This is a genomic window from Faecalibacterium faecis, assembly GCF_040096475.1.
Lineage (GTDB): Bacteria > Bacillota > Clostridia > Oscillospirales > Ruminococcaceae > Faecalibacterium > Faecalibacterium taiwanense.
The window spans coordinates 60,663-87,419 of sequence record NZ_JBBMEP010000005.1 but is presented as its reverse complement, the minus strand read 5'-3'; the positions used below and the strand labels follow the sequence as shown (position 1 = coordinate 87,419).

The following is a 26,757-nucleotide window of genomic DNA, read 5'->3' as shown; positions in this document are numbered from 1 at the left end:
TGAAAAAGGCTGTCTTCAGCCGTTTTTCTTGGCGTTCTGGCGCAGATTTGCGCGCACGTTCTTTACCTGTGCCGCATTTTCCACCATCGTTTCCTCGGTGTTCTTGAGCATGTTGTCGCAATAGTCGGTCACGGTCTGGCGCAGGGTGCGGGCCTCGTTCTGGGCTGCAGTGGTGATTTCCCCGGCGCGCTGCTGTGCAGCCTTCACGATCTCGGCTTCGCTCACCAGAATGCGCGCCCGCTCCTCAGCCTTTTTCACAATGGCCTGCGCCTGTGCGTTGGCCGTCTCCACGATCTGAGCGCGGTCGTTCACGATCTGCTGGGCCTGCCGCAGCTCGCCGGGCAGGTTTGCGCGGATCTCGTCCAGATAATCCCGGATCTGCTCCACATCCACGATCTTTTTGCCGCCGGAAAGGGGCACATTGGCACCTTCCTCCAGCGCATCCTCAATGGTATCCAAAAGTTCGTTCACGTTCATAGTGCTTCTCCCTTCGGTTCGTTCTCGGCAGGGTCTGTGTTCTGCATGGGCTTTGTGTATTTCCACAGCAGCACCCTGCCGTACTTGTACTGTTTTTTCAGGGTCAGGCCGCCAGCCTCGGCCGGCAGCACGATGCCGGTCTCGCTCTCGCACAGCACGATGCCGCCGGGCGCGGTGCATTTATCCACCGCAGGCAGGATCTTTTCCAGTGTACCATTGCGGAAGGGCGGGTCCAGCAGTACGATGTCGAACTGCTCGCGGCAGGCGGAAAGATACCGCGCAGCTTCGCCGATATTGACGCGGCTGCGGTCGAACACGCCGCAGGCCTTGCAGTTACGCATGATGATGTTCACCGCCTCGCGGTTCTCGTCCAGAAACACGCAGCGCGCCGCGCCGCGGCTTAGTGCTTCAATGCCAAGCTGGCCGCTGCCCGCATACAGGTCCAGCACCCGTGCGCCGGGCAGGTCGAACTGGACGATGCTGAACATCGCCTCCTTTACCTGCGAAAGGGTGGGCCGGGTCACGTCGGTCCCCGGCAGGGCCTCCAGACTGCGGCCCCGGGCTTCTCCTGCGATCACGCGCATGTTCTCTTTCCTCCTCCTTGCAGCCGGAAGATGTGGCTGCAAACACGTTTTTTGTATCACTTTATTATCACCCAACTGCATATTCTTGTCAAGGGCCGCGCGTTGCGCCGTCTGGCGGTTTGTGCTACAATAAAACCGGCAGCGCCGGGCTTTTGCGGCGCATTCTGGCATAAAAGGAGAGTATTCCCATGAAAGTTCTGCTCATCAACGGCAGCCCGCACGAAAAAGGCTGCACCTATACCGCCCTTTCGCTCATTGCAAAGGAACTGAACGATGCCGGTGTGGACACTGAGATCCTGCATGTCGGCGGCAAACCCGTGGGCGGCTGCATCGGCTGCGGCGGCTGTGCCGCAGGCAACGGCTGCGTGTTTGGCGGCGTGGTCAACGAGGCCATCGAGAAGGCCAAAACTGCCGATGGCTTCGTGTTCGGCAGCCCGGTGCACTACGCATCCGCATCCGGCAACATGACCAGCTTCATGGACCGCCTTGCCTACGCGGGCGGCAGATATCTGGCCTACAAGCCCGCCGCCATCTGCTGCTCGGCCCGCCGTGCAGGCACCACCACCACGCTGGACCAGCTGGTAAAGTACCCGCAGTTCTTCCACATGCCGCTGGTGAACGGCTCCTACTGGGCCATGGTGCACGGCTCCAATGCCGAGCAGGTGCTGCAGGATGCCGAGGGCTGCGCCGTAATGCAGGAGCTGGGCCGCAACATGGCATGGCTGCTGCACTGCATCGAAGCAGGCAGGGCCGCAGGCTTTGAACACCCGCAGAACCCCAAGCGCCCCATGACTAATTTTATCCGCTGATCGGAAAATCAATTTCTGATCCAGAGGCTCAGAACAGTCCATAAGCTGCTCTGAGCCTCTTTTTCTTTGCAGTCCACGCCATTTCGTGCCAAAAGCGGCAAAAATCCTTTGGAAATGGGGCTGCAGCTTCTTTTTTCGTTCATAAGTTTGTGTTACTATAAGATGTAAAGTGATTTTAGCAGGATGGAGACCCTTGTATGGAACACTACGATTGGAACGAAGGCTGGCTGTTCACGCCCCGGTTCGACCCGGCACTGGTGCGGCCGGAGTGCGGACTGGAATTGGAACCGGTGCGCATCCCCCACACTGTGCGGGTGCTGCCCTACAATTACTGCAACGAAAATGAATACCAGTGCCTGTGCGGCTACCGGCGGGAGTTTTTTGCACCCAGAGAGTGGGCAGGCCGCACTGTTCTGCTCACCTTTGGTGCCGTTGCCCATGACGCGACCGTGTTCTGCAACGGGCGGCGGCTGTTCCACCACGCCTGCGGCTACACCGCCTTCACGGTAGATCTGACCAGCGCTTTGCATCTGGGTCAGAATAACGTGGTGGCTGTGCGCTGCGACAGCCGTGAGGATCTGAACATTCCTCCCTTTGGCGGGCAGATCGATCACCTGACCTACGGCGGCATCTACCGTGCCGTCAGTCTGGACATCAAGGAACCCGCTTACCTGCGGGATGTGTTCATCGAGGCAAAAGCCGAGGGCGATTTCCGCATCTATACCTCCACCGTGGGTGAGACGGTTGGCTGCACCCTGCAGGCCGAGATCCGCAGCCCTTCCGGCAGCCGCGCCGCCTACAGCGGCGAGCTTTCCCTGCCCATCACCGGCGTGCTGAACGGTGTGCACCCGTGGAGCATCGAGCATCCCACCCTGTACACCCTCACCGTACAGCTGATCCGTCCCGGCTCTGCCGGTCTGCCGGACCGTGTGCTGGACGAAAAGACCATCCGCTTCGGTTTCCGCACCGTGCAGTTCGTGGCAGGCGGGCTGTACCTGAACGGTCAGCGCGTGGAGCTGCGGGGCCTGAACCGCCACCAGAGCTACGCCTATCAGGGCTATGCCATGCCGGACAGCATCCAGCGGCTGGATGCTCAGATCCTGAAAAAAGACCTTGGCTGCAACGCAGTGCGCACCAGCCATTCCCCCCAGAGCCCGGCGTTTCTGGATGCCTGCGATGAGCTGGGCCTGCTGGTGTTCACCGAGATGCCCGGCTGGCGGTACATCGGCGACGAGAGCTGGAAGGCGCAGGCCTTGCAGAACTGCCGCGAGATGGTGTGCCAGTGCCGCAACCACCCCAGCATCTTTTTGTGGGGTGCCCGTGTGAACGGCAGCGCCGACGACGAAGCGTTTTATAAGCGCACCAACGAGGCCATCCACCGGCTGGACCCCACCCGCCCCACGGCAGGCGCGCGGAACCACCGCAAGAGCCAGCTGCTGGAGGATGTTTACGCCTACAACGATTACTCTTACCGTGGGCGCGGTGCCGCCTGCGAAGCCCGCGCCGCGGTGACTTCCGATCCCCGCAAGGGCTACCTCATCAGCGAATTCGGCGGGCAGCAGCTGCCCACCAAGCCCTTTGACGACGAGACCCACCGGCTGGTGCAGGCTCTGCGCTATGCCGCCGGGATCAACGATTCCATTGCGCAGCAGGGCGTGGCCGGCAGCTTTGGCTGGTGCATGGCCGATTACAACACCCACCGGGAATTTGGCAGCGGCGACCGCATCTGCTACCACGGTGTGATGGATATGTTCCGCAACCCGAAGCTTTCGGCGGCGGTATATGCAAGCCAGAAAACGCCGCGTTCCCCCTCGGACATCGTGCTGGAAGTCTCTTCCGGCATGGCACTGGGCGACCTGCCCGGCGGCGTTCCCACGGCCTGCTGGGTGTTCACCAACGCCGAAAGCGTGCGGCTGTACCGCGGCAACGACTACATTGCCGAGTTCACGCCTGACCGGCACGGCCGTTTTGCCGCCATGACGCATCCGCCCATTGAGATCAACGATTTTGTGGGTTCTCTGTTGGAAAAGTACGAGGGCATGGACCCGGCCTCCGCCCAGATGACAGCCGCTATCCTGAACGAGATGCGCCGGGATGCCATGGAGCTTTCGCCGCTTTCCAAGGCGCGGATGCTTTCGCTGCGGCTGAGCTGGAACGAGGTAGCCCGCATGTATTACAAATACATCGGCGTGCTGGGCACACCGTGCGCAGCCTACCGTTTTGAAGCCGTGTGGCATGGCCGCACCGTGCGCACCGTGGTGCGGGAACCGGTGCAGAGCGTCCGGCTGGAATGCACCGTGCACAATCCCATCCTCACCGACGGCCCCACCTGGGACTGCGCCGCTGTCAGCCTGCGCGCCATCGACCAGAACGGCAGCCTGCTGCCCTACTGCGGCGAAGCCGTTCAGCTGAGCGTGGACGGCCCGCTGAAGATCATTGGTCCCAGCGTGGTGCCGCTGCGCGGCGGCATGGCGGGCACCTACCTTGCCACTACCGGCGAAGCGGGCCGTGCCGTGCTGCACTGTCGCATGGAGGGTGCGCTGGATACCGATGCCGTGGTGACCATCCGCTGCCGGGAAGCTTAATTTCCGTCCCTTCATGATAGATTTTCACTCTGTTCAAAATTTCATCATGGTTGACTGGTATCCTAAGAACTGTAAAATAACGGCGGGCGCGCCCGCTTTGATTCCAAAACAAAGGATGCAGGAGTTATGAGAGAAAAATTCCGTCAGTTTATGATCGGCCGCTACGGTACCGATGGCCTGAACCAGTTTTTGAGCATCGCGTCCATCGTGCTGCTGCTGATCTCGCTGCTCACCCGCTTCAGCCTGTTCACATGGCTGGGTCTGGTGCTGCTGGTGCTGTGCTACTACCGCTCGCTCAGCCGCAACATTTCCAAGCGCACGGAGGAGAACTACCAGTACTATGCCCTGAAGGACCGCGTAGACCGTAAGTTCCGCGGTCTGAAGGATCAGTGGGCCAACCGCAAGCTCTACCACTACTACCGCTGCCCCAAGTGCCGCCAGAAGCTGCGTGTGCCCCGTGGCCGCGGCCGCATCCAGATCTCCTGCCCGCGCTGCGGCACCCAGTTCATCAAAAAGAGCTGAGCGGCCATGTTTGGTTATGTTGTGCCCAATCAGGCTGCGCTTTCGGACGAAGCACAAAAGCGCTACCGCACCGCCTACTGCGGGCTGTGCCGCCGCATCGACGCACTGCACGGCCTGCGGGGCCGCTTTACGCTGAGCTATGACCTCACCTTCCTGAACCTGCTGCTGTGCAGCCTGTACGAGGGCGAGACCGAAGCTTCTTCCGGCCACGACCGGTGCCCCATCCACCCCTTGGGCGGTGTGGAATGGCGGGCAGCCTCCCCCACCGATTACTGTGCAGATCTGAGCGTAGCCTTGCACTACTACAACGCCGAGGATAAGTGGAAGGACGACCGCAGCCTGCTGGGCCTTGGATATGAAAAGCTGCTTACCGGCTGTAAGCAGGCTGCCGAGAGCCGCTGGCCCCGTCAGTGCAGCGCCATCCGCACCTGTCTGGACAGGCTGGCAGAATATGAAGCTGCCGGGAGCGAAGATCTGGATGCCGTGTCCGGCTGCTTTGGCGAGCTGATGGCAGAGCTGTTCGACTACCGGCAGGATCACTGGTCGCCGGAGCTGCGCAGCATCGGCTTCCATCTGGGCAAGTTCATCTACCTGCTGGATGCCTATGACGATCTGGAGCATGACCAGCGCAAGGGGGCCTACAATCCGCTGAAAGCACTCAGCCAGCAGCCCGGCTATGAGGAAGAGATGAAAGAGATCTTTGAGCTGCTGCTGGCGCAGTGTGCCCAGAGCTTTGAACGCCTGCCCTGCGTGGAGGACGCAGACCTGCTGCGCAACATCCTTTACTCCGGCGTATGGCTCAAATACAACTGCAAAACAGCCAAGCAGGCCCGCAGCCGTGGCTGAATGGCGGCTTTGTCTTGATTTTTCCACGGCAATACGGTAGACTATAAACATTGCGCGGCGCTGTGGCTGCGCGAAATGAGACGTGAGGAAGTATATCCATGAGAGACCCCTATGAGGTGCTGGGCGTTTCGCGCGGCGCAAGCGATGACGAGATCAAAAAAGCATACCGCGCCAAGTGCAAGCGCTGGCACCCGGACCTGAACCCCAACGATCCTACCGCCGAGGAGCACTTCAAGGAAGTGCAGGCGGCTTACGATGCCATTACCAAGGGCGAGACCGGCCCCCAGATGGGCGGAAATCCCTACGGCAGCTACCAACAACAGGGTTACGGCCAGCAGAACTACCAGCAGCAGGGTTATCAGAACGGTTACGGCGGTTTTGACGGATTCGATGGCTTTGACCCGTTCGGTTTCGGGTTTGGCTTTGGCGGCTACCAGCAGGGTTACGGCCAGCAGGGCGCAAGCTATTCCGGCTCCGACAGCCCGGAGATGCAGGCCGCCCGCAACTTTGTGGCCAATGGCCGCTATGCGGAGGCCCGCCGCGTGCTGGACGGCATGACCGGCCGCAATGCCCGGTGGTATTATCTGTCCTCCCTCGCAAATCAGGGCTTGGGCAACCGCATCGATGCGCTGCAGGATGCCCGCCGTGCCGTGCAGCTGGACCCGGGCAACACCGAGTACCAGATGCACCTGCGCCGGATGCAGAACCCCGGCCAGACCTACCGCACCACACAGGCCACCTACACCAGCCCCGGCGGCCTGATGCAGTGGTGCTGGAGCATGATCCTGCTGAACCTGCTTTGCAACTGCTGCTGCGGCGGCTGGGGCTTCCGGTTCCGCATGTGATCCCGTTTTTCTCATAGGATACAGCAAGACCCCGCACCTTCTGGTGCGGGGCCTTGTTTTTGCTTTACGACATCACTTTACGGTGATGTTGCGGCTGATCTTGCTGCAGGAGTAATTGCCGCCGATCTCTGCCGTCTGCACATAGGTGCCCGGCTCTGTGGGCAGCTCGCTGGTGGCATCACAGCCCCAGCCGGACTTCTTGTAGCTGTAGCGGATCTTATCGGTGGGCACTACCTGACCATCCACTTCCAGCACAGCCGCTTCATTGAAGCTTTGCAGCTCTTCGGCGGTCATGGGCTTTTCGGCCTGCTGTGCCCAGTACATGCGCACGCCGTTTGTCTTGGGCTTGATCTTGAACATGGCAAAGCCTGCGGTGTTCATATCGCTGCTTTCCAGCGCCAGTGCACCGGCCACATAGTTGCCGGCATCCACCGGCTGCTCGTCCAGATAAATGCGGCTGAACGCGCCCTCCGGCAGATACTTGCGGATCAGGTTCAGCGCAAGGCGCAGGCCGTTGGACACCTGATCGATGGTAGGCACATAGAAGTGCAGTACATCCATCACCGAGACGGCCTCATCGGCCACCCGCAGCAGCACGCTGACATCGTTGCCGTCGATCAGCTGCTTGAGGTAGCTGTACACATTGAACTCCTCTGCCTGATCCGGTGTCTTGGACATCTTCTTGGGCAGCGGGATCATCTTCAGCAGCGTGCGGATCTTATCCGACAGCACCAGCGTCACATAGCCATTCGCTTCGCCGCCAACGCCCACCACAACACCGATATACTGGGTATCGGCAGGGTTGGTCTGCACCTCCAGCTTGTAGTTGGAGCCATAAACAAGGTCGCCCGTGGCTTTGAGCCGGATGGAAACCATATCATTCTGCTGCTCCAGCGCTGCATTTTCCTGCGGCAGAGCTGCTGCGGCAAACACCGGCGTTGCTGCCGCGCTGAGCATGAACACTGCTGCCAGTGCAAGAGCTATCAATCGTTTGGCCTTCATTGCTTAAGACCTCCTTATTCTGTAAAGGGATCGCACAGCCGCGCCCCACGGCACACTGCGTCGGGAACCGGCATGATACCATGCCTGTTGCACCTCGATTTTACCGCAAAACGCTGTTTTGGTCAATAACGTGATTCAAGTAATTCAATTTTTTTATATTTTATGCAAAAAAGAGGAACCTGCCCTCTTCCAGCGGTTTCTCCCTCAAGTTCATTCATCAATAAAATATTCCGGGTGGACGCTGCGGGCCTGCGCCACCGACTGCTTATACCGGCTCAGGTGGCTTTCCAGCGCTTCGCTCACGTCGTCCGCGCTGCCGTGCAGCAGTGCTTCCAGAATTGCCGTGTGCGAGGAGCAGACCGACTTGTTTTCCTCGGTCAGCAGGCTGAACTTGCGGATGCGCTCCACATGCTGCAGGCTGGCCAGCATGTGGTCGTAGTGAGCTTCCATGCCGCACAACTCAAAGGATTTGCGGTGGAATGCATTATCCAGCTCCAGCATACGGGCAGTGCGGTCCGGCTGGCTCATATCCGCTTCCAGCACACGGTATGTCTCAATGTTGCTGCGGTATTCTTCCTCCTGCCGGGGTGTCACACGGCCGCGCAGCCGGTTCAGGATCTCTTTTTCCAGTGTATAGCGGGCAAACTGCTCCATCTCCATCAACTTTAGGTTGATGGGTGCCACATGGGTGCCGCTCTGCGGTTTGATGTCCACCATGCGGGCCAGATTGAGCATCAGCAAAGCCTCCCGCATGGGCGTGCGGCTGATGCCCAGCTCTTCGGCCAGCTCCCGGTCATTCAGCGGATCACCGGGCTTCAGCTCCATCGTGATGATCCGGCTGCGGATCGTCTGGTATGCCGTTTCGCGCGCACTCAGTAATGGCATGTGGTCTCTCTCCCTTCAACCTCCGGTGTAAAGCAAAAATTGATATACTAGTATTGAAGTTATCAAGACCATATTACCCAACCACAGGGCGGCTGTCAAGTGTGGCTGCAACTAAAAATCGCCAACATTTTTCTCTGTTTTGTCAAGACAGGCCCCATGGCAGCACAAAAGCCCTCCGGGTGAAGGGCTTTTGCTGCGTTTACTTTTTAGCGGAACGGTACACCACCGGCACCCACACAAAGGCTACGGCCAGACCGCACACCACATCAATAATGGAGTGCTGCTTGGTGAACACGGTGGACGCACAGATCAGTGCAGCCCACACCCAGGCCAGAATTTTCAGGGCCGGGCGCTCCTTTGCCAGCTTGCTGTGGCTGAACGCCAGTGCCATGCAGGCCGAGCTTTGGCAATGGATGGACGGGCACACATTGACCGAGGCGTCCGCCCTCCAGATCAGCTGCATGATGCTCATTGCAATGTTGCTGCGGCCCACCGCATCCACTGTGGGGCGGATATCCAGACCGTTGGGCAGCAGCATGTACAGGATCAGGCAGAAGGTCATGCCGGAAAACATGGTCAGGCAGAGCTTATCGTAGCTTTGGGTGTCGCACCACCACAGCAGGGCCGTCACACCAGCCAGCAGCACAAACCAGCTGCAATACGGAAAGATGAACCACTCATTGAAGGGGATCCGGTCATCAAGCGGGGCGTGGATGATATATTTGGGATCTTTGATGGTCAGATCCAGCCAGAAGAACCAGATCAGATACACCACCCAGTACAGCTGGAACCACAGGTGCGGGCGGCGCCGGCTCCACAATTGTTTGGGATTCATGGTATTTCTCCTATATTTTCAATGTGATAAGATATAATTATACCACATCACGCCATCTTGCGCAAACCTTTCCGGTGCGATAAAATAAAAAGAGTGTTGTAAACTTGCGCTCTGTTTTTGAGCGTACCTATTATAAAAGGAGCCATTATGTTGCAAAGCTTTCCCCTTGTCCGCCTTGCCGCGCTGGATCTGGACGGCACCCTGCTGAACCGGAACAACGAGGTCACCCTTGCCACCCGTCAAGCCATTGCCCGCGCTGTAGAGCATGGCGTGGTGGTGGTGCCCGCCACAGGCCGCCCGCTGGCCAGTCTGCCGCCTGTTGTGGCAAAGCTGCCCGGCATCCGGTATGCCATCACCTCCAACGGTGCCGCCGTGTGGGACCTTGGCGATGACCCCATGGGTGCTGTGCACAGCCGCTATGCCAACGCTGCCCAACGCCACACCAGCGAACCCGCCTGCCTGCTGCACCGCCTGATGCCGACAGAAGTGGCACGGGAAGCTTTTGACCTGTTCCAGCAGTACGATGGCGAGCTGAGCGTATTCAGCGACGGCCTTGCCATCAAGACTCCGGAGGGCATTGCAAAGCTCACCTCCCGCACCGCCCGCTTTCTCTCCTCCGAGGCGCGGCAGAACCTGACCGACGGCCGCTTTACCGTCATTCCCGGCATCGAGAGCTGGATGTCCCGCCATGCGCACGAGATCGAAAAACTGTGCATGTTCTTCGACAGCACCGAAAAGACCGCCGCTGCCCTGCCAAAGTTTCAGGCTATCCCGGGCGTGGCCGTGGTGCAGGGTTCGCCGGATAACATTGAAGTGACCGCTGCCGGTGTGGATAAGGGCAGTGCCCTGCTGGCTCTGGCCGACCTGCTGGACATCCCCCACGAGAATACCCTTGCCGTGGGCGACAGCGAGAACGACCGCGCCATGCTGGAAAAGGCAGGGATCGCCGCTGTTATGGCCAACGGAATGCCCCAGATCAAGGCCATTGGCAGCATTGTGAGCGAAGCCGACTGCGACCACGACGGCGTTGCAGAGCTGTTCGGCAGGCTTGGTATTTGAGCAAACAGGGTCAAAACAGCCCTGCTTTTCAGGTCATTCGTCATTTTTGTGCAATGTATACAAGCTCTTATGCAAAACATTGTGCTTGTTGAGCATTACCAAACTTGTTTCCGTCGTTTATACTAATATTACAAACGCACGATGGGTGTACCATGCCCAAACGGCAGCCCACGCGCACCAAGAAAGTCAAATTCAAAAAGGAGAAATGCATTTATGAATCCCATCGTAGAAAAGGTCTATCAGATCGGCATTATCCCTGTTATCGCTTTTAACAGCGTTGATGAAGCCCTGCCCCTGTGCAAGGCTCTGGCTGACGGCGGTCTGCCCGCAGCTGAGGTCACCTTCCGTACCGCATGCGCTGAGGAGTGCATCCGCAAGATCCACGAGGAGATGCCCGAGATGCTGCTGGGCGCAGGCACTGTCCTGACCACCGAGCAGGCTGACCGTGCAATGGCAGCTGGTGCTTCCTTCATCGTTGCTCCCGGCTTCGACCCCGAAGTCTGCAAGCACGTCATCGACAAGGGCGGCATTATGATGCCCGGCACCTGCTCTGCAGGCGAGATGCAGCAGGCTATGAACATGGGCTGCGAGGCCCTGAAGTTCTTCCCCGCTGAGGCAAACGGCGGTGTCGGCATGCTGAAGAACATCGGCGCTGCCCTGAAGAGCGCACGCTGGATGTGCACCGGCGGTGTCAACGCAAAGAACGTCAACGATTATCTGGGCTATGACCAGATCTTCGCTGTGGGCGGCACCTGGATGTGCAAGAGCGACGTGATCAAAGCCGGCGACTGGGCAAAGATCACCGCTCAGAGCAAGGAAGCTGTTGACACCATGCTGGGCCTGAAGCTGATGCACATTGGCATCAACACCGAGAACGAGGAAGAGGCCATGAAGTTGGCAAACCTCATCGGCAGCCTGCTGAACATGAAGGTCGCTCCCGGCAATTCCAGCATCTTTGTCGGCAACAAGGAGTTCGAGATCATGAAGAAGGTCGGCCGCGGCACCAATGGCCACATCGCCATCGGCTGCAACAACGTGGATCGTGCCATCTATCACCTGTCTCAGCGCGGTGCCAAGTTCGATCTGGACAGCAAGGTCGTGAAGAACGGCAAGACCATCGCCTGCTACTTTGCAGACGAGATCGGCGGCTTCGCATTCCACCTGGTTCAGGCCTGAGCTCCGGCTCCCCTATCCGTGAAAGCCCTGCTGCGCCGGAGATGCCCCGCAGCAGAAGGTCATAAACACCTGTAAATAAAAGGAGAATAACCAATGAAAGTCGTTACTTTTGGCGAACTGATGGTTCGTCTGCAGCCGTTCAACTACGAGCGTTTCGTTCAGGCTAACAGCCTGGAGTTCAGCTTCGGCGGCGGCGAGGCAAACGTTGCTGTTTCTCTGGCCAACTACGGTCTGGACGCAGCTTTCGTCACTAAGCTCCCCGCACACGCAATCGGTCAGGCCGCTGTCAACAGCCTGCGCCGTTACGGCGTTGACACCAGCATGATCACCCGCGGCGGCGATCGCGTTGGCATCTACTACAACGAGAAGGGTGCTTCTCAGCGTGGTTCCGTCTGCATCTACGACCGTGCCAACAGTGCCATCCAGCTGGCTCAGCCCTCCGACTTTGATTGGGATAAGATCTTCGAGGGCGTGGACTGGTTCCACTTCACCGGCATCACCCCGGCTCTGGGCGAGAATGTCGTCGAGATCTGCCGCGAGGCCTGCAAGGCTGCTAAGGCTCACGGCGTGAAGATCAGCTGCGACCTGAACTACCGCGGCAAGCTGTGGACCCGTGAGCAGGCCCGCGCTGCCATGACCGATCTGTGCCAGTATGTTGACGTGTGCATCTCCAACGAGGAGGACGCAAAGGACGTGTTCGGCATCGAGGCCGAGGCTACCGATATCTACGGTGGCAAGCTGAATGCTGAGGGCTACAAGAGCGTTGCAAAGCAGCTGGCTGACAAGTTCCACTTCGAGAAGGTCGCTATCACCCTGCGTGAGAGCCACAACGCTTCCGAGAACGGCTGGAGCGCAATGCTGTACGATGTTGCTTCCAATGAGTACTGCTTCTCCAAGAAGTACGAGCTGAAGATCATCGACCGCGTTGGCGGCGGTGACTCCTTCGGCGGCGGCCTGATCTACAGCCTGCTGACCGGCAAGACCACTCAGGAAGCTGTTGAGTTCGCTGTTGCTGCTTCTGCTCTGAAGCACTCCATCGAGGGCGACTACAACATGATGACCGTGTCCGAGGTCGAGAAGCTGGCTGGCGGCGACGGTTCCGGCCGTATCCAGCGCTAATTGCAGGAAGGAGTCCAGAATGGATATCCGCTACTCCTGCAACCAGAAGGATTTCAAGCGCTATACCACTGAGGAAATGCGGAACGAAATGCTCATCACTGGCCTGTACAAGGCCGATGAGGTCGTTGCTGTGTACAGCCATGTGGACCGAATGGTCACGCTGGGCTGCATGCCGGTGCACGAGACCGTGTCCATCGACAAGGGCATCGATGTGTGGGCAAACTTCGGCACCCACTACTTTCTGGAGCGCCGCGAGATCGGCATGTTCAACATCGGCAAGGATTCCACTGGTATCGTGGTGGCCGACGGCGTGAAGTACGAGCTGGGCTACAAGGACTGCCTGTACATCACCAAGGGCACCAAGGAAGTCACCTTTGCTTCCGCCGACCCGGAGCATCCCGCCAAGTTCTACATGGTATCCGCTCCCGCACATTGCTCTTACGAGACCCGTCTGATCAAGATGGCCGATGCAAACCATCGTCCTCTGGGCAGCGTTGAGACCTGCAACAAGCGCACCATCAACCAGTTCATCCACCCGGATGTGCTGAAGACCTGCCAGCTCAGCATGGGTATGACCGAACTGGAATCCGGTTCCAACTGGAACACGATGCCCAGCCACACCCACGAGCGGCGCATGGAAATTTATACCTACTTTGAACTGCCCGAGGGGCAGGTGGTGTTCCACATGTGCGGCGAGCCTACCCAGACCCGCCACATCGTGATGCACAACGAGGATGCTGTCATCAGCCCTTCTTGGAGCATTCACAGCGGCGTAGGCACCTCGAACTATACGTTTATCTGGGCAATGGGCGGCGAGAACATGGAGTTTGACGACATGGACAACATCGCTACCACTGACCTGCGCTAAAAAGCACCATACACAAGCCCCGTACCGGGTCCACCGGTACGGGGCTTTTTGCTAAAAATTTAACTTGAGAAGGAGAAAATCATGGATCTTTCCGCTTTCAACCTGCAGGGCAAGGTGGCTCTGATTACCGGCGGTGCCCACGGCATCGGTTTTTCCATCGCCGAAGGCATGGCCAAGTGCGGTGCCGCCATCTGCTTCAACTGCTCTTCCGAAGCAAGCCTTGAAAAGGGCCTTGCAGCATACAAGGCAGCCGGCATCGACGCACACGGCTATGTGGCCGACGTGTCCGATGAGGACGCTGTGAACGCCATGGTTGCAAAGATCAAGGCCGAGGTGGGCCCTGTGGACATTCTGGTAAACAATGCCGGCCTGATGAAGCGCGTGCCCATGATCGAGATGAGCCACGCCGACTTTATGCGGGTCATCGACGTGCATGTAGGCGGTGCCTTCAACTGCTCCAAGGCCGTTCTGCCGGACATGATGGAAAAGCGCGAGGGCAAGATCATCAACATCTGCTCCATGATGAGCGAGCTGGGCCGCGAGACCGTCTCCGCCTACGCTGCCGCCAAGGGTGCACTGAAGATGCTCACCAAGAACATCGCTTCCGAGTACGGCGAGTACAACATCCAGTGCAACGGCATGGGCCCCGGCTACATTGCCACCGCCCAGACCGCACCTCTGCGGGAGGTGCAGCCGGACGGCAGCCGCCACCCCTTCGACCAGTTCATCACCGCCAAGACCCCCGCAGGCCGCTGGGGTGAGCCGGACGACATAGTGGGCCCCTGCGTGTTCCTTGCAAGCCACGCTTCCGACTTTGTGAACGGCCAGATCCTGTACGCCGACGGCGGCATTCTGGCTTACATCGGCCGTCAGCCCAAGTAAAGCCATTTGGGCCCTGCGTCTTCTTTAACCTTCCGACCAGACAGCTCTGTGCAGACCAAGATCTGCATGGGGCTGTCTTTTTACGAAGCGGCAAGCAGCCTTTCCTACAAAACTTTGCTTCATGTGAGCTCATGTTAAAATGTTCCAATTTCATGTCAAATCGGTAACAGTTCCTGTTTCATCGTTCAAAATGCACATAGACGTCTTGATTTTTTGTCGAAATTCCCGTATAATCGTCTTCATCATCCATCACACCCTGTTGGTTGATCTGAATACGAAGAAATTTCAAAGGAGTATATTTCACATGAAACTCAAGAACATTGCGATCGTTGCTGCCGCTGCAGCACTGGCTGTTGGCATGACCGCCTGCGGTTCTTCTGCATCCTCCACCGCCGCTTCCTCTTCTGTGGCTTCTTCTGCTGCCGCTTCTTCCGAGGCTGCAAGCTCTGAGGCTGCTTCCAGCGAAGCAGCTGAGTCCACCACCGCTGAGTACACTGTGTACAACACCACCGGTTCTACCGTCACCGAGCTGTACCTGTACGATGCAGGCAGCGACGAGAAGGGCGACAATCTGGCTGGTGAGAACGGTCTGGCTGACGGCGAAAACATCGTCATCACCCGCGATGTGGAGGCCGACAAGCAGTCCGACGTGACCTACATTCTGGAGTTCACCACCGAGGACGGCCAGACCCAGAGCTTTGAGACCCTGCACTACGAGGTCGCTCCCATCTCCCTGCTGAGTGTGGATGCCGCTGCAGGTGCTACCCCCATCGCTTTTACTGCACCGGAAAAGTAAAAACTGTTTCATCCTTGCAAAACGGGAAAGTCTGCGGGCTTTCCCGTTTTATTTTTTGCCAAAAGAGGGCTGAGGCTGTCATTTTCCCTTGCAATCACGCCAAAAATCCGCTATCATAGACGCAAATACGTTCCCTTGCGGCATAAAGGGAGTAAAGGAGTGGATTTTCTTATGGCAGAAAAAGAGATCAAGGGCATCAAAAAGTTTTTTGAAGAGTTCAAGGCCTTTGCCATGCGTGGCAATGTGCTGGATATGGCAGTCGGCGTTGTCATCGGCGGTGCCTTTACCGCCATCGTCAACTCGCTGGTGAACGACATCATCAACCCCGCCATCGGCCTGTTTTTCAACGCCGATTTCTCGGACGTCGGCATCCATGTGGGTGACGTGATGATCGGCATTGGTGCATTCATCACCGCCATCATCAACTTCCTGATCGTGGCCTTTGTGCTGTTCGTGGTCATCAAGACCATCAACTCCCTGCACAAGAAGCCTGCTGAGCCGGAAGCTCCCGCAGAGCCCACCACCAAGGTGTGTCCCTACTGCCAGAGCGAGATCTCCATCAAGGCGGTGCGCTGCCCCCACTGCACCAGCAAGCTGGAGGGCTTCCCGGAGATCAACAATTAAATTTTGAATGGCCTCCGCTTTGCTCTGGCCATATTCAGCGGAATCATTTTCTAAATTACAAATCGGGAAAGTCTGCGGACTTTCCCGATTTGTTTTTTCACCCGCGGAGCCGCAAAGGCAAACGGCATAATCAACGCAAAACCTCCCTGCCCGGCCGCAGTCGCTGCGGTTCCAGAGCAGGGAGGTTTTATTTTATCCGGGAAAAATATGGAAAATCAGTCCGGTGAAGCTTTACTTGACCTTGGTCAGGTCGGCCAGCTTGTGATAGATCTCGGTGTTGTCAAACACGCCGCCGAACTTCTCCGCACCCACGCCGTTGGCGTAGACGTTCACCATGGCACCGGTGTGGGCGTAGGTGGTATGATCCATGCCGGACTTGTGGTTGATGGTGTGGCAGATTGCCATGCTGAACGGGATATAGGTACCGTACAGCTCATAGTCCTGCTGAGACATTTCCTTCTGGCTGGCAGAGCCGACCTTCAGGGTGCGCTCGTAGGCGGTGCGCAGGTTCTGCACCTCGTAGTCGGTCAGCAGCAGCTTGCCGGCGTTGGCGGCATCCGGGTCGCTGGGCAGGGTCAGACCGAAGTTTGCCTTCACATCCTGCATGGCAGCTTCAAAGGGGGTCTTGTTGGCGATGTAGTTCTGCACATAGGTGGAATCAAACTTTGCGTAGGACATCTTCTGGTGGGTCAGGTTCGTCAGGAAGGTGTCGTAGTTGGTGGTCTTGTAGCCGATGGCCATGCCGCCGGTCTCGTGGTCGGCGGTGACGAGGATCAGGGTATCATTGGGGTGCTTCTGCTGGAACTCCACGGCAGCCTGCACGGCGTTGCTCATCTCCAGCACATCGTGGATGGAAGCAGCGGCATCGTTGGCGTGGCAGGCCCAGTCGATCTTGCCGGACTCGGTCATGAGGAAGAAGCCTTTGGGGTTATCCAGCAGCTCGATGCCCTTTTTCACGTAGTCGGTCAGCTGCCACTCGCCTGCGGCGGCATCCATGGCGTAGTTCATGGCCTTGCCGTCGGCCAGATTTTCGGCAATGATCAGGGTCTTGCCTGCGCCTGCGGTCAGTGCAGCAGCACCCGCCTGCGTGGTGACGACATTGTATCCGGCCTGAGCAGCCACCTCGTGGTTGTTGGGGCCGGCACCGTCGCCGTTCACCTTCTGGAACTCGCCGCCGGCAAAGTATTCAAAGCCGGAGTTTGCCAGCTCTACGCCGATCTGGTAGTAGTTCTTGCGGGTCTTCTGATGAGCGTAGAAGGCGGCGGGAGTGGCGTGGTCGATATTGACCGAGGAGATGATGCCCACCTTGTAGCCCTTCTGGGCGTGCAGCTTTTCGGCAATGGTCTCATAGGGCACATCGCGGGTCCACGGGCACATATTGATGACACCGCTCTCGGTCTTGTGGCCAGTGGCGATGGAGGTTGCGGTGGAAGCGGAGTCCGGGCAGAAAGAAGTGCTGTCGTAGGTAGTCACACTGCCCACGGTGGGGAAGCTGGTGAAGCTCAGGTCGGCCTCGGTCACAGCGCCGTTGTTGTCCACGGTGCCCTTGTAGAAGCGGGCAGACTGGATCTGGGCAGTGCCCATGCCGTCGCCGATGAACAGGAAGATGTACTTGGGTTTCTGGAACAGGCCCAGCAGGCAGTTCTCCTCGTCGGCTGCGGCATCCGCATCCGGCTGTGCTGCGTTTGCGGCAACGGGTGCAGCAGCCATCATGCCGACGGCAGAAGCAGCTGCGCCAAACTTGAGAAAGCTGCGGCGGGAGATCTTGTTTTCTTTCATGACGTGGTCCTCTCTTTTCATTCAATCAAACATTGCGGGCCTGCCTCAGGCCCCGTTTTTCTTCTTGTGGGAACGCTTTTATTGTAGCGCACCGCCTTGCGGGGAAAAACCATGCCGCCGCAAAGCTTTGGTAAAACCGGTGCGGCTGCATCCGCGCCAACGTAAAAAGCCGGAAAGGGATGTAAAATCCTGCTCAAGTGCCACCACTTTTTCCACAAACGTCTCTGCAAGGGTTGAAAGATGATGGCATTTCATTGTACAATAAGAGGGTAAGTGCTTTTTTACCTTTATATAAATTGAGAGGATTTTATATGGCAGAGATCAAAGTTCTGGCACTGGATCTGGATGGCACCCTGACCAACAGCCAGAAGGAAGTTACACCCCGCACCCGCGCCGCACTGGATGCCGCAATTGCAAAGGGTGTCACCATCGTGCTGGCATCCGGCCGTCCCACCGCGGGCGTGCTGCCGCTGGCAAAGGAACTGGGGCTGGATAAAAAGGGCGGCTGCATCCTTTCTTACAACGGCGGCAAGATCATCGACTGCCGCACCGGCGAGACTTTGTACCAGAAACAGCTGGATGCCCAGTACGTACCCGAGCTGTGCGCCTTTGCCGCCGCACAGAACGTGACCATTATCACCTATAATAAAGAAGGCGTTGTCACCGAGCACCCGGACGACAAATGGGCACTGCGCGAGTGCTTTACCTGCAAGCTGCCCATGACCGGCGTGGACGATCTGGCAAAGTATGTGGATTACCCCATCTGCAAAATGCTCATCACGCTGGACCCAGCCCGCCGGGACGAGGTGTGGGCCGCCGGCAAAAAGCAGTTTGACGGCCGCATCGACCTGTACCCCTCCAGCCCGTTCTTTATTGAAGCCGTGCCGCTGGGCGTTGCCAAGGACGGCAGCCTTGCCGCCCTTTTGGAGCACATGGGCCTTGGCCGCGAAAACCTGATGGCCTGCGGCGACGGCCTGAATGACCGCTCCATGATCGAGTACGCCGGTGTGGGCGTGGCCATGCAGAACGCCGAAGAGCCGGTAAAGGCCGTAGCCGACTATGTGACTGCCGCCGACAACGACCACGACGGTGTGGCCGAGGCTGTGGAGAAGTTTATTTTAAAGTAACGAGAGGAACACAAAACAATGCCGCGCAATCTGGTTTTATTTGATCTGGAATGGAATATCGGCTACCAGCCGTATACCTTTAATTACCACGGCGTGCAGCAGACCTTCCGGGGCGAGATCGTGGAGATCGGTGCCGTGAAGATCGACGAGGATGCCAACGTGCTGGACACCTTTTCCATCCATCTGCGGCCCCGCATCTTCCGTAAGCTGCAGCATCACATTGCTAAAGTCACCGGCCTGACGCAGGCCGATCTGGACAAGGGTGAGCCCATCGTGCAGGGCCTGCGCCGCTTTATGCAGTGGTGCGGCCCGGATGCCGAATTTGCCGAGTGGGGCATGGATGACGTACCGGTGCTCAAGCAGAACCTGTACCTGTGCAACATCGATGAATCAAAGCCCACCGTCTGGTACGACCTGCAGCAGGTGTTCCTGCGGGAGCATCCCCGCAAAGAGGGCGAGGGCATGACGCTGGAAAGCGTCGTCACCCGCTTAGGGCTGCCCATGGAGCGGCAGTTCCACGATGCCCTTTCCGACACGCTGTACACCGCCGATGTCTGCCGGATGCTCGACCTGCGGGCCGGTCTTGCGGCCTACCCCACTGAAGAGGAATCCCTGCGGGCCAGCCTGTGCCCCACCCCCGGCGACTACCGGGATTTTGAGGTCTTCCACGGCTATGTGGAGCAGTACACCTGGCGCACCGACCCCAAAATTTACACCATGAGCTGCCCGGAGTGCGGCGCACCGCTCAAGCCCGATGATGTATGGTTGAAAAAGGGCAGCAACAGCTGGTACACCCTGAGCCAGTGCCCCCACTGCGCCGGCAGCAGCAATGCCGCAGGCAAGGGTGTGTTCCAGCGCTACAAGCTGGCCCGCCGCGACGGCCTGCACTGGAGCTACGCCCGCTGCCTGCAGATCCCGGACGATGCTTCTCTTGCCCGGTGGGAAAAGCAGCGCACCGCCCAGCTGGAGCGTATGAAGGCCCGCGCAGAAAAGCAGGCTGCGGAGTAAAACAGCACCGGCAGCTTCGTAGTATCCCAAGGAAGCTGTGCACAGGGCAAAAAAAATGTCGCTTTGTGTTCATGCTTGTGTCATACAATATGGATATACTACGGATAGAGGAACCTGCGGATGGGAAAGCGCAGGCGGAAGGGATGGATGTGCACAATGAACTTTTGTCTGCGCCAGCTGGGAACGCTGGAGTTCTGGGAAACTCTGCTGGACAGTTTTGGCAACCTTGGCCCCATTGCCCCCATCATGCTGGCCATGGTGGAGTCGTTTTTTCCGCCGCTGCCGCTCATTGCCATTGTGGCGCTGAATGTAGCGGCTCACGGCGGCATTCTGGGTTTTCTGTACAGCTGGGCCGGTGTGGCGCTGGGTGGCTGCATCATGTTCCTGTTCTGGCGGCGGGTGGTCAAGTGCTTCTTCTGGAAGTTTGCCTCCCGCTCGCCCAAGCTGGAAAAGGCTCAGCAGTGGGTGAACCGCTTTGACACTTCGTCGCTGTTCATGCTCGCGCTGCTGCCCTTCGCGCCAAGCTCCTTTATGCATCTGGCCTTTGGCATCTCGGACTTTGACGAAAAGCGCTATCTCATTACCATGCTGCTGGGCAAGGGCGTGATGATTGCCATGATGGCAGTGTTTGGGCAGTCGCTGGTCAGTTCCATGAAGAACCCGTTGTATCTGGTGCTGGCCGTTCTGCTGTGGGGCGGGATGTACTGGGTGAGCAAACAGTTCTGCAAAAAACACAATCTGGAATAATAATTTAGAATGCCCTCCGCTTCGCTCTGGGCATATTTAGCGGAAAAATATTTTTATAATAGGGCAACAGCAGACAGCCTGCGGGCTGTCTGCTGTTGCATTTTCACAGTAATGGCCCAAAAGGTAAACTCCATCTGTTGCGCTTATTTCCTTCGGAAATGACCGCGCAACCGGAAAATATGCCGCTTGCAACTACGGCCCCTTCCGTGAAAAAGCAAACCAGCCAAGCCCGCAGGCTTGGCTGGTTTGCAATATAAAAAATAATATTTCATTATTTTATGCCCAGAGCAAAGCGGAGGGCATTTAAAATCGTTCCCTTCCCCTTGACATTCACTTTGACTGCTGTATAATATGTATGCTATCAAACAGTTTTATTTGAAACTGTTCAATGCCAAAACAACCATGAAGGACAAAACCATGATGTGTGACGAAACCAAAAACGAGTGCTGCAATCACGCCGATCCCCCTTGGGAAGGCCCACAGGTCATCCCGGCGCAGATCCGCCGGGTGGACAACCTGATCTTCCGCAAGATCAACCAGTTTGCCCGCGAAAATGACGTGGAGCAGGCCACCCCCATGCACGGGTGGATCATTGGGTATCTCTACCGCCACCGGGACACCCCCGTGTTCCAGCGGGACATTGAGCGGGAGTTCTCTATCACCCGCTCCACCGTGACCAACATCCTGCAGTTGATGGAGCGCAAGGGGTATATCGAGCGGCGCAGCGTGCCGCAGGACGCCCGGCTCAAGCAGCTGGTGCTCACCGAAGAGGGCATCTGCTTCCACGAAAAGACGATGCTCTGCTTCCACCAGACCGACGACTATGTGGCTGGGCTGCTGACAGCGGAGGAAAATACCGAGCTGCTGCGGCTGCTGAACAAGCTGCGGGATGCACTGAAATGAACCCTCTCAAGCTCGCCTTGCTCGCCAGCTCCCCCGAAGGGGGAGCTATGTGCACCATAATACAAAGGGTGATGCGTCCAATTCAAAGCAGGTCGTATCGTTCAGAGCAAGAAAAGCTCCCCCCCCCTTTGGGGGAGCTGGCAAAGCTGACAGGCTTTGACTGAGAGGGTTTGTCAACTTGCCTAAAATCGGCTTGCTAAATTAGTAATTATGAACATTTTTTGAAACGTCTTGACAATTAAAATGTTTTGTATAAAATTGTTCTGTACCAAACAAATAAAAAGTAACAGGAGGTAACTCAGATGATCAAAAAGTTAGTGTCACATCTGGGCGAGTATAAACGCGCCGCAGTCCTGACACCGCTCTTTGCCGCTCTGGAAGCCGTGATGGATGTGCTTTTGCCCACCATCATGGCCTTTATCATCGATCAGGGCATTGAAAAGGGCGATATGAACGCCATCCTCAAGTACGGCCTGCTCACCTTTCTGGTGGCTGTGGTCGCGCTGGCGCTGGGCGTTCTGGCCGGCAAATACGCCGCCGAGGCATCCACCGGCTTTGCCGGAAATCTGCGCGATGCTATGTATGAGAACATCCAGCATTATTCTTTTTCCAACATTGATAAATTCTCCACCGCAGGCCTTGTCACCCGCATGACCACCGACGTGACCAACGTACAGAACGCATTCCAGATGATCGAGCGCATGTGCGTGCGCGCCCCGGTGCATCTGGTGTTCGCCCTGTTCATGGCCTTGATGATCGGCGGCCCGCTGTCACTGATCTTCGTGGTGGCTGTGGTCTTTCTGGTGGCGGTGCTGGCAGGCATCATGGTGCCCACCTTCCACATCTTTGACCGGGTGTTCAAAAACTACGATGCCCTGAACGCTTCCGTGCAGGAAAACGTCTCCGCCATCCGCGTAGTGAAGAGCTTCGTGCGCGAGGGCTTTGAGAACGAGAAGTACACCAAAGCCTGCCAGAGCCTGTACGACCAGTTTGTGAACGCTGAGAGCCGCCTGAGCTTCAATAACCCTGCCATGCTCACCGCCGTTTACGGCTGCAACATCGCCCTGAGCTGGCTGGGTGCCAAGTACGTTCTGCATGGTGCCATCACCACCGGCCAGCTGAACGCTCTGTTCGGCTACATCATGAACATCCTCATGGCCCTGATGATGCTGAGCATGGCCTTTGTCATGATCTCCATGTCTGCCGCTTCCGCAAAGCGTATTGTGGAAGTGCTGGACGAGACCACCGACCTGCCCCCCGCAAAGCAGCCGGTGCAGCAGGTGAAGGACGGCGGCATCGAGTTCGAGCATGTCACCTTCAAGTATAAGCACGGCAGCGGCCAGCCGGTGCTGAATGATATCACCTTCAGCATCAAGCCCGGTGAGACCTTAGGTATCATCGGCGGCACTGGCAGCGCAAAATCCAGCCTTGTGCAGCTGATCCCCCGCCTGTATGATGCCGAGACCGGCACCGTGCGCGTGGGCGGCGTGGATGTGCGCGACTACAACCTCGACGTGCTGCGCCGCGAGGTGTCCATGGTGCTGCAGAAGAACGTGCTGTTCAGCGGCACCATTCTGGATAACCTGCGCTGGGGCGACGAGAACGCCAGCGAGGAAGAGTGCATCCGTGTGGCAAAGCTTGCCTGCGCCGATGAGTTCATCGAGCGCTTCCCGGACAAATACAATACATGGATCGAGCAGGGCGGCTCCAACGTGTCCGGCGGCCAGAAGCAGCGTCTGACCATCGCCCGCGCCCTGCTGCGCAAGCCCAAGGTTCTGATTTTGGACGACTCCACCAGCGCCGTGGATACCGCTACCGATGCCAAGATCCGCAAGGCATTCCGGGAGGAGATCCCCGGCACCACCAAGATCATCATTGCACAGCGCATTTCCTCGGTGCAGGACGCCGACCGCATCCTTGTGCTGGATAATGGTAAGATCGATGGTCTGGGCACCCACGAAGAGCTGCTCAAGACCAACGCCATCTATCAGGAAGTTTACAACAGCCAGACCCAGGGCAGCGGCGACTTTGACAAACAGGGAGGTGAACAGTAATGGCTCAGGCAAAAGAAGTTCGCGGCCCCGGCCCCCGCATGGGCGGCCCCCGGCCCAAAGTGGAAAACCCGGGCAAGCTGCTGAAGCGCATCATGGATGAGGTATTCCGGCACTATCTGCCCCACTGCATCCTTGTGCTTGTCTGCATCGTGGTCAGCGCGCTGGCAAACGTACAGGCCAGTCTGTTCTTAAAGACCCTGATGGATGATTACATCGTGCCCATGACCCAGCAGCAGGATCCGGATTTTGCCCCGCTGGCTGCGGCTCTGCTGCGGGTAGGCATCATCTACGTCATTGGCATTCTGGCAGCGTGGGGCAACGCCCGCATTATGGTCAACGTGACGCAGGGCACCCTGCGCAACCTGCGCACCCAGCTGTTCACCCACATGGAGAGCCTGCCCATCAAGTATTTTGACCAGCATCCCCATGGCGACATCATGTCCGTGTACACCAACGACGTGGATACCCTGCGCCAGATGCTCAGCCAGAGCATCCCGCAGCTGGTGTCCAGCGCCATTACCATTGTTTCGGTGTTCTTCAGCATGTGCATGCTCAGCTGGCAGCTGACGATCGTTACCATGCTGATGGTGGCGCTGATGATGTTCTGCTCCAAAAAGATCACCCAGCAGTCCGGCAAATACTTCATCCAGCAGCAGCGGGATCTTGGCAAGTTGAACGGCTACATCGAAGAAATGATGGAAGGCCAGAAAGTCGTCAAGGTGTTCACCCACGAACAGAAGGCTCTGGCCGGTTTCCGCCAGCTGAACGATCAGCTGAAGGACAGCGCCAACAAAGCAAACAGCTTTGCCAACATCATGATGCCGGTCAACGCCCAGCTGGGCAATATCAGCTATGCCGTCTGCGCGCTGGCAGGCGCAGCCATGGCCGTGAGCGGCATGGGCGGCACGACCCTTGGCACGGTGGTGGCTTTCCTGAGCCTGAACAAGGGCTTCAACATGCCCATCAGTCAGGTGTCCATGCAGGCCAACAGCATCATCATGGCTCTGGCCGGTGCCGAGCGTATCTTCAAGATGATGGACGAAGAGAGCGAGACCGACGAGGGCTATGTCACGCTGGTCAACGCCAAGTATGACCGCGACGATAACCTTGTGGAAGCCACCGAGCGCACCGGCATCTGGGCATGGAAGCACCCGCACCACGACGGCACTACCACCTACCACAAGCTGGAAGGCAGCATCACCTTTACCGATGTAGACTTTGGCTATGTGCCGGAAAAAACCGTCCTGCACGATATCAACCTGTATGGCCGTCCGGGCCAGAAGATCGCCTTTGTCGGCTCTACCGGTGCCGGTAAGACCACCATCACCAACCTCATCAACCGGTTCTACGACATTCAGGACGGCAAGATCCGCTACGACGGCATCAACATCCACAAGATCAAAAAGGCCGATCTGCGCCGTTCTCTGGGCATCGTGCTGCAGGACACCCACCTGTTCACCGGCACGGTGATGGAGAACATCCGCTATGGCCGGCTGGAGGCCACCGATGAAGAGTGCATCGCCGCTGCCCGCCTTGCCAACGCCGACGGCTTCATCAAGCGTCTGCCGGAGGGCTACAACACCATGCTCACCGGCGATGGTGCCAACCTCTCGCAGGGTCAGCGCCAGCTGCTGGCCATCGCCCGCGCCGCCGTGGCAGACCCCCCGGTGCTGATTTTGGACGAGGCCACCTCCTCCATCGATACCCGCACCGAAGCGCTGGTGCAGCGCGGCATGGACGGCCTGATGTACGGCCGCACCAGCTTTGTCATTGCGCACCGCCTGTCCACCGTCCGCAATGCAGACTGCATCGTGGTGCTGGAACAGGGCCGCATCATCGAGCGCGGCAGCCACGACGAGCTGATTGCCAAGAAGGGCAAGTATTACCAGCTGTACACCGGCAATCTGGCCGAGGACTAAGCTTTTTTCTACCTTCTCAAAAGAGCCGCCGCACCGGCACACCGCCGTGCGGCGGCTCCTTTTCTCTTCTCCGCTCTGGACAATCACCCCCTGTTCGCGGTATACTGGACCTTGAATGAATTGCAGGAAAACGAGGTCAGAACATGGCATATCCGGAAAACGCCCTTACATTGGACATCCTGCCGCTTTCGGCAGACACAGCCCGGCTGGTGCGGGTGTACGGCACAGAGCCGTGTATCGCGCTGCCCGGCACCCTGCCAGCACCGGAGGGCGGCAGCTTTGCTGTTACCGAACTGGGCGACTACTGCTTTTCCGAAAAGCCGCGCAGCCTGCCTGCGGCAGACAAGACCTGCCGCTACGAGGCGGCCCCGGACGGCACGGCGCGGCTGACTCGGGCCTTTGGGCAGGCGGTAGGCGGCACCTGCCGCCGGTACGACTTCGACTTTGACGCGCCCGCTGCCGGTTCGGATGCAGACGACCTGCACCCGGTGTGTGGGAACTTTCTCGAAGAGCTGACCCTGCCGGACAGCTTACAGGTCGTCGGCAGCTGCGCATTCTACAACTGCCGCAAGCTTCGTCTGCTCACCGTGGGCACGGGCAGCCTGACCATGGGCAGCGATGTGTTTTTGAACTGCTTCGCGCTGGAGACCATCCGGGTGCAGGCAGGCCCTGAAGAACCCACCGGCCTGTTTGCCCTTGTGAACAACATCACCGAAGCGGTACGGGCTGAGTTTTGCCCTGCCGGTACAGCAGCCCCGCTGGCAGCGCTTTGGTATCCCGCCTACTGGGAGGATATCGAGGAGACCCCCGCCCACATTCTTCTACACACCTTTTCCGGCCAAGGATATCATTACCGGCAGTGTTTTTTAGAGAACAAATTCCTCCCCGCAGAATACGACGCGATCTTCCCGCAGGGCCACGATGCCGACGATGCCAATGTGATGGCAATGCTCTGCTTTGACCGGCTGCGGTATCCGTGGCAGCTGACCGAAGCCGCTGCCGGGCACTACCGGGCATTTCTGGCAGCCAACACCGACCGGGTGCTGGCCCGCCTGCTGAAGGCGCAGGACAATGATGCCGTGCGTGCACTCATTGCGCTGGATGTGCTGGACAAAGACGGCTTTGCCGAAGCTTCAGCCCTTGCCGCCAAGGCCGGGAACGCCGCTGCCGCCGCTCTGCTGGCGGATGCGGAGCACAAAAAGTATGTTCCTCAGCCCAAAAAGCAGCGGTACGATTTTGATTTTTAAACAGCAGAAAACTCCTTCCGTCGCACTTCGTGCGCCAGCTCCCTCTAAGAGGGAGCCTT

At 58.1% G+C, this 26,757-nt stretch carries 26 protein-coding genes; 19 read left to right on the top strand and 7 right to left on the bottom strand.

Annotation, left to right across the window (positions count from 1 at the left end):
- Positions 1-15: 15 nt before the first annotated feature.
- Positions 16-477 (bottom strand): hypothetical protein, encoded by a 462-nt coding sequence (locus WMO17_RS03800; protein WP_005944071.1) that lies wholly within the window; start codon positions 475-477, stop codon positions 16-18.
- Complete coding sequence (gene rsmD, locus WMO17_RS03795) at positions 474-1,061, bottom strand: 16S rRNA (guanine(966)-N(2))-methyltransferase RsmD (protein WP_044953972.1); 588 nt, start codon at positions 1,059-1,061, stop codon at positions 474-476. The genes WMO17_RS03800 and rsmD overlap by 4 nt, the downstream gene beginning before the upstream one ends.
- 188 nt (positions 1,062-1,249) lie before the next feature.
- Between rsmD and WMO17_RS03790 the strand changes: the two genes are divergently transcribed.
- The 5 genes from WMO17_RS03790 (at position 1,250) to WMO17_RS03770 (ending at position 6,668) form a co-directional block, all read left to right on the top strand.
- Positions 1,250-1,870 (top strand): flavodoxin family protein, encoded by a 621-nt coding sequence (locus tag WMO17_RS03790; protein WP_005944067.1) that lies wholly within the window; start codon positions 1,250-1,252, stop codon positions 1,868-1,870.
- 197 nt (positions 1,871-2,067) lie between these two features.
- Positions 2,068-4,455, top strand: a complete 2,388-nt coding sequence (locus WMO17_RS03785) for a glycoside hydrolase family 2 protein (RefSeq protein WP_349137512.1) — start codon at positions 2,068-2,070, stop codon at positions 4,453-4,455.
- A 126-nt stretch (positions 4,456-4,581) separates the two neighbouring features.
- Positions 4,582-4,977, top strand: a complete 396-nt coding sequence (locus tag WMO17_RS03780) for an RING finger protein (RefSeq protein ID WP_005944061.1) — start codon at positions 4,582-4,584, stop codon at positions 4,975-4,977.
- 6 nt (positions 4,978-4,983) lie between these two features.
- On the top strand, positions 4,984-5,823 hold the full coding sequence (locus WMO17_RS03775; protein WP_097777430.1) for a DUF5685 family protein: 840 nt from the start codon (positions 4,984-4,986) through the stop codon (positions 5,821-5,823).
- Positions 5,824-5,921: 98 nt separating this feature from the next.
- Complete coding sequence (locus WMO17_RS03770) at positions 5,922-6,668, top strand: J domain-containing protein (RefSeq protein WP_005944056.1); 747 nt, start codon at positions 5,922-5,924, stop codon at positions 6,666-6,668.
- A 72-nt stretch (positions 6,669-6,740) separates the two neighbouring features.
- On the opposite strand, the gene WMO17_RS03765 is transcribed toward WMO17_RS03770, so the two are convergent.
- The 3 genes from WMO17_RS03765 to WMO17_RS03755 all read right to left on the bottom strand — a co-directional run bounded on the left by WMO17_RS03765 (position 6,741) and on the right by WMO17_RS03755 (position 9,390).
- Entirely contained in the window at positions 6,741-7,670 is a 930-nt protein-coding gene (locus WMO17_RS03765) for a hypothetical protein (RefSeq protein WP_120120856.1), read from the bottom strand.
- A gap of 210 nt (positions 7,671-7,880) precedes the next feature.
- Positions 7,881-8,555: a GntR family transcriptional regulator gene (locus WMO17_RS03760; RefSeq protein WP_337679883.1), complete on the bottom strand. Its 675-nt coding sequence runs from the start codon at positions 8,553-8,555 to the stop codon at positions 7,881-7,883.
- A gap of 199 nt (positions 8,556-8,754) precedes the next feature.
- On the bottom strand, positions 8,755-9,390 hold the full coding sequence (locus WMO17_RS03755) for a phosphatase PAP2 family protein (RefSeq protein WP_005944050.1): 636 nt from the start codon (positions 9,388-9,390) through the stop codon (positions 8,755-8,757).
- A gap of 147 nt (positions 9,391-9,537) precedes the next feature.
- On the opposite strand from WMO17_RS03755, the gene WMO17_RS03750 reads away from it, so the two are divergent.
- From WMO17_RS03750 to mscL, 7 genes are all read left to right on the top strand, one after another.
- Positions 9,538-10,449: an HAD-IIB family hydrolase gene (locus WMO17_RS03750; RefSeq protein ID WP_349137511.1), complete on the top strand. Its 912-nt coding sequence runs from the start codon at positions 9,538-9,540 to the stop codon at positions 10,447-10,449.
- 213 nt (positions 10,450-10,662) lie between these two features.
- Positions 10,663-11,625 carry a bifunctional 4-hydroxy-2-oxoglutarate aldolase/2-dehydro-3-deoxy-phosphogluconate aldolase gene (gene eda, locus WMO17_RS03745; RefSeq protein ID WP_154260708.1) on the top strand — a complete coding sequence of 321 codons (963 nt, stop codon included), beginning with the start codon at positions 10,663-10,665 and terminating at the stop codon, positions 11,623-11,625.
- 93 nt (positions 11,626-11,718) lie between these two features.
- Positions 11,719-12,744, top strand: a complete 1,026-nt coding sequence (locus tag WMO17_RS03740; protein WP_005944043.1) for a sugar kinase — start codon at positions 11,719-11,721, stop codon at positions 12,742-12,744.
- A 19-nt stretch (positions 12,745-12,763) separates the two neighbouring features.
- Positions 12,764-13,612: a 5-dehydro-4-deoxy-D-glucuronate isomerase gene (gene kduI, locus WMO17_RS03735; RefSeq protein WP_349137510.1), complete on the top strand. Its 849-nt coding sequence runs from the start codon at positions 12,764-12,766 to the stop codon at positions 13,610-13,612.
- Between the two features lie 81 nt (positions 13,613-13,693).
- A complete protein-coding gene (locus tag WMO17_RS03730) occupies positions 13,694-14,494 on the top strand; it encodes a gluconate 5-dehydrogenase (protein WP_005944040.1) in 801 nt (266 codons plus the stop codon).
- A gap of 304 nt (positions 14,495-14,798) precedes the next feature.
- Positions 14,799-15,290 (top strand): cytochrome C, encoded by a 492-nt coding sequence (locus WMO17_RS03725; RefSeq protein WP_349137509.1) that lies wholly within the window; start codon positions 14,799-14,801, stop codon positions 15,288-15,290.
- Between the two features lie 171 nt (positions 15,291-15,461).
- Positions 15,462-15,914 (top strand): large conductance mechanosensitive channel protein MscL, encoded by a 453-nt coding sequence (gene mscL / locus WMO17_RS03720; RefSeq protein WP_349137508.1) that lies wholly within the window; start codon positions 15,462-15,464, stop codon positions 15,912-15,914.
- 231 nt (positions 15,915-16,145) lie between these two features.
- On the opposite strand, the gene WMO17_RS03715 is transcribed toward mscL, so the two are convergent.
- Positions 16,146-17,693 carry an alkaline phosphatase gene (locus WMO17_RS03715; protein WP_349137507.1) on the bottom strand — a complete coding sequence of 516 codons (1,548 nt, stop codon included), beginning with the start codon at positions 17,691-17,693 and terminating at the stop codon, positions 16,146-16,148.
- A gap of 78 nt (positions 17,694-17,771) precedes the next feature.
- Positions 17,772-17,909, bottom strand: a complete 138-nt coding sequence (locus WMO17_RS03710) for a hypothetical protein (protein WP_154255525.1) — start codon at positions 17,907-17,909, stop codon at positions 17,772-17,774.
- A gap of 95 nt (positions 17,910-18,004) precedes the next feature.
- Here WMO17_RS03710 and WMO17_RS03705 point away from each other — a divergent pair, with 95 nt between their 5' ends.
- The 7 genes from WMO17_RS03705 (at position 18,005) to WMO17_RS03675 (ending at position 26,698) form a co-directional block, all read left to right on the top strand.
- The gene (locus tag WMO17_RS03705; RefSeq protein WP_005944024.1) at positions 18,005-18,820 is read left to right on the top strand and encodes a Cof-type HAD-IIB family hydrolase; all 816 of its coding nucleotides are present in this window, start codon (positions 18,005-18,007) and stop codon (positions 18,818-18,820) included.
- Between the two features lie 18 nt (positions 18,821-18,838).
- On the top strand, positions 18,839-19,828 hold the full coding sequence (locus WMO17_RS03700; protein WP_349137506.1) for a 3'-5' exonuclease: 990 nt from the start codon (positions 18,839-18,841) through the stop codon (positions 19,826-19,828).
- 156 nt (positions 19,829-19,984) lie between these two features.
- Positions 19,985-20,575 (top strand): TVP38/TMEM64 family protein, encoded by a 591-nt coding sequence (locus WMO17_RS03695; RefSeq protein ID WP_349137505.1) that lies wholly within the window; start codon positions 19,985-19,987, stop codon positions 20,573-20,575.
- A 417-nt stretch (positions 20,576-20,992) separates the two neighbouring features.
- Entirely contained in the window at positions 20,993-21,478 is a 486-nt protein-coding gene (locus tag WMO17_RS03690; protein ID WP_349137504.1) for a MarR family winged helix-turn-helix transcriptional regulator, read from the top strand.
- A gap of 302 nt (positions 21,479-21,780) precedes the next feature.
- Positions 21,781-23,532, top strand: coding sequence for an ABC transporter ATP-binding protein (locus WMO17_RS03685; protein ID WP_349137503.1), 1,752 nt, complete (start codon positions 21,781-21,783; stop codon positions 23,530-23,532).
- Positions 23,532-25,451 (top strand): ABC transporter ATP-binding protein, encoded by a 1,920-nt coding sequence (locus tag WMO17_RS03680; RefSeq protein ID WP_349137502.1) that lies wholly within the window; start codon positions 23,532-23,534, stop codon positions 25,449-25,451. The genes WMO17_RS03685 and WMO17_RS03680 overlap by 1 nt, the downstream gene beginning before the upstream one ends.
- A 143-nt stretch (positions 25,452-25,594) precedes the next feature.
- Positions 25,595-26,698 carry a leucine-rich repeat protein gene (locus tag WMO17_RS03675; RefSeq protein ID WP_349137501.1) on the top strand — a complete coding sequence of 368 codons (1,104 nt, stop codon included), beginning with the start codon at positions 25,595-25,597 and terminating at the stop codon, positions 26,696-26,698.
- Positions 26,699-26,757: the final 59 nt, after the last annotated feature.

Coding starts and splice junctions, on each gene's coding strand:
- WMO17_RS03725 (WP_349137509.1), top strand. CDS start 14,799: ATGAAACTCAAGAACATTGCGATCGTTGCTGCCGCTGCAGCACTGGCT.
- WMO17_RS03780 (WP_005944061.1), top strand. CDS start 4,582: ATGAGAGAAAAATTCCGTCAGTTTATGATCGGCCGCTACGGTACCGAT.
- rsmD (WP_044953972.1), bottom strand. CDS start 1,061: ATGCGCGTGATCGCAGGAGAAGCCCGGGGCCGCAGTCTGGAGGCCCTG.
- WMO17_RS03705 (WP_005944024.1), top strand. CDS start 18,005: ATGGCAGAGATCAAAGTTCTGGCACTGGATCTGGATGGCACCCTGACC.
- WMO17_RS03690 (WP_349137504.1), top strand. CDS start 20,993: ATGATGTGTGACGAAACCAAAAACGAGTGCTGCAATCACGCCGATCCC.
- eda (WP_154260708.1), top strand. CDS start 10,663: ATGAATCCCATCGTAGAAAAGGTCTATCAGATCGGCATTATCCCTGTT.
- WMO17_RS03790 (WP_005944067.1), top strand. CDS start 1,250: ATGAAAGTTCTGCTCATCAACGGCAGCCCGCACGAAAAAGGCTGCACC.
- WMO17_RS03755 (WP_005944050.1), bottom strand. CDS start 9,390: ATGAATCCCAAACAATTGTGGAGCCGGCGCCGCCCGCACCTGTGGTTC.
- WMO17_RS03715 (WP_349137507.1), bottom strand. CDS start 17,693: ATGAAAGAAAACAAGATCTCCCGCCGCAGCTTTCTCAAGTTTGGCGCA.
- WMO17_RS03675 (WP_349137501.1), top strand. CDS start 25,595: ATGGCATATCCGGAAAACGCCCTTACATTGGACATCCTGCCGCTTTCG.
- WMO17_RS03770 (WP_005944056.1), top strand. CDS start 5,922: ATGAGAGACCCCTATGAGGTGCTGGGCGTTTCGCGCGGCGCAAGCGAT.
- WMO17_RS03785 (WP_349137512.1), top strand. CDS start 2,068: ATGGAACACTACGATTGGAACGAAGGCTGGCTGTTCACGCCCCGGTTC.
- WMO17_RS03760 (WP_337679883.1), bottom strand. CDS start 8,555: ATGCCATTACTGAGTGCGCGCGAAACGGCATACCAGACGATCCGCAGC.
- WMO17_RS03750 (WP_349137511.1), top strand. CDS start 9,538: ATGTTGCAAAGCTTTCCCCTTGTCCGCCTTGCCGCGCTGGATCTGGAC.
- WMO17_RS03775 (WP_097777430.1), top strand. CDS start 4,984: ATGTTTGGTTATGTTGTGCCCAATCAGGCTGCGCTTTCGGACGAAGCA.
- WMO17_RS03800 (WP_005944071.1), bottom strand. CDS start 477: ATGAACGTGAACGAACTTTTGGATACCATTGAGGATGCGCTGGAGGAA.
- mscL (WP_349137508.1), top strand. CDS start 15,462: ATGGCAGAAAAAGAGATCAAGGGCATCAAAAAGTTTTTTGAAGAGTTC.
- WMO17_RS03730 (WP_005944040.1), top strand. CDS start 13,694: ATGGATCTTTCCGCTTTCAACCTGCAGGGCAAGGTGGCTCTGATTACC.
- kduI (WP_349137510.1), top strand. CDS start 12,764: ATGGATATCCGCTACTCCTGCAACCAGAAGGATTTCAAGCGCTATACC.
- WMO17_RS03700 (WP_349137506.1), top strand. CDS start 18,839: ATGCCGCGCAATCTGGTTTTATTTGATCTGGAATGGAATATCGGCTAC.
- WMO17_RS03680 (WP_349137502.1), top strand. CDS start 23,532: ATGGCTCAGGCAAAAGAAGTTCGCGGCCCCGGCCCCCGCATGGGCGGC.
- WMO17_RS03695 (WP_349137505.1), top strand. CDS start 19,985: ATGAACTTTTGTCTGCGCCAGCTGGGAACGCTGGAGTTCTGGGAAACT.
- WMO17_RS03740 (WP_005944043.1), top strand. CDS start 11,719: ATGAAAGTCGTTACTTTTGGCGAACTGATGGTTCGTCTGCAGCCGTTC.
- WMO17_RS03765 (WP_120120856.1), bottom strand. CDS start 7,670: ATGAAGGCCAAACGATTGATAGCTCTTGCACTGGCAGCAGTGTTCATG.
- WMO17_RS03685 (WP_349137503.1), top strand. CDS start 21,781: ATGATCAAAAAGTTAGTGTCACATCTGGGCGAGTATAAACGCGCCGCA.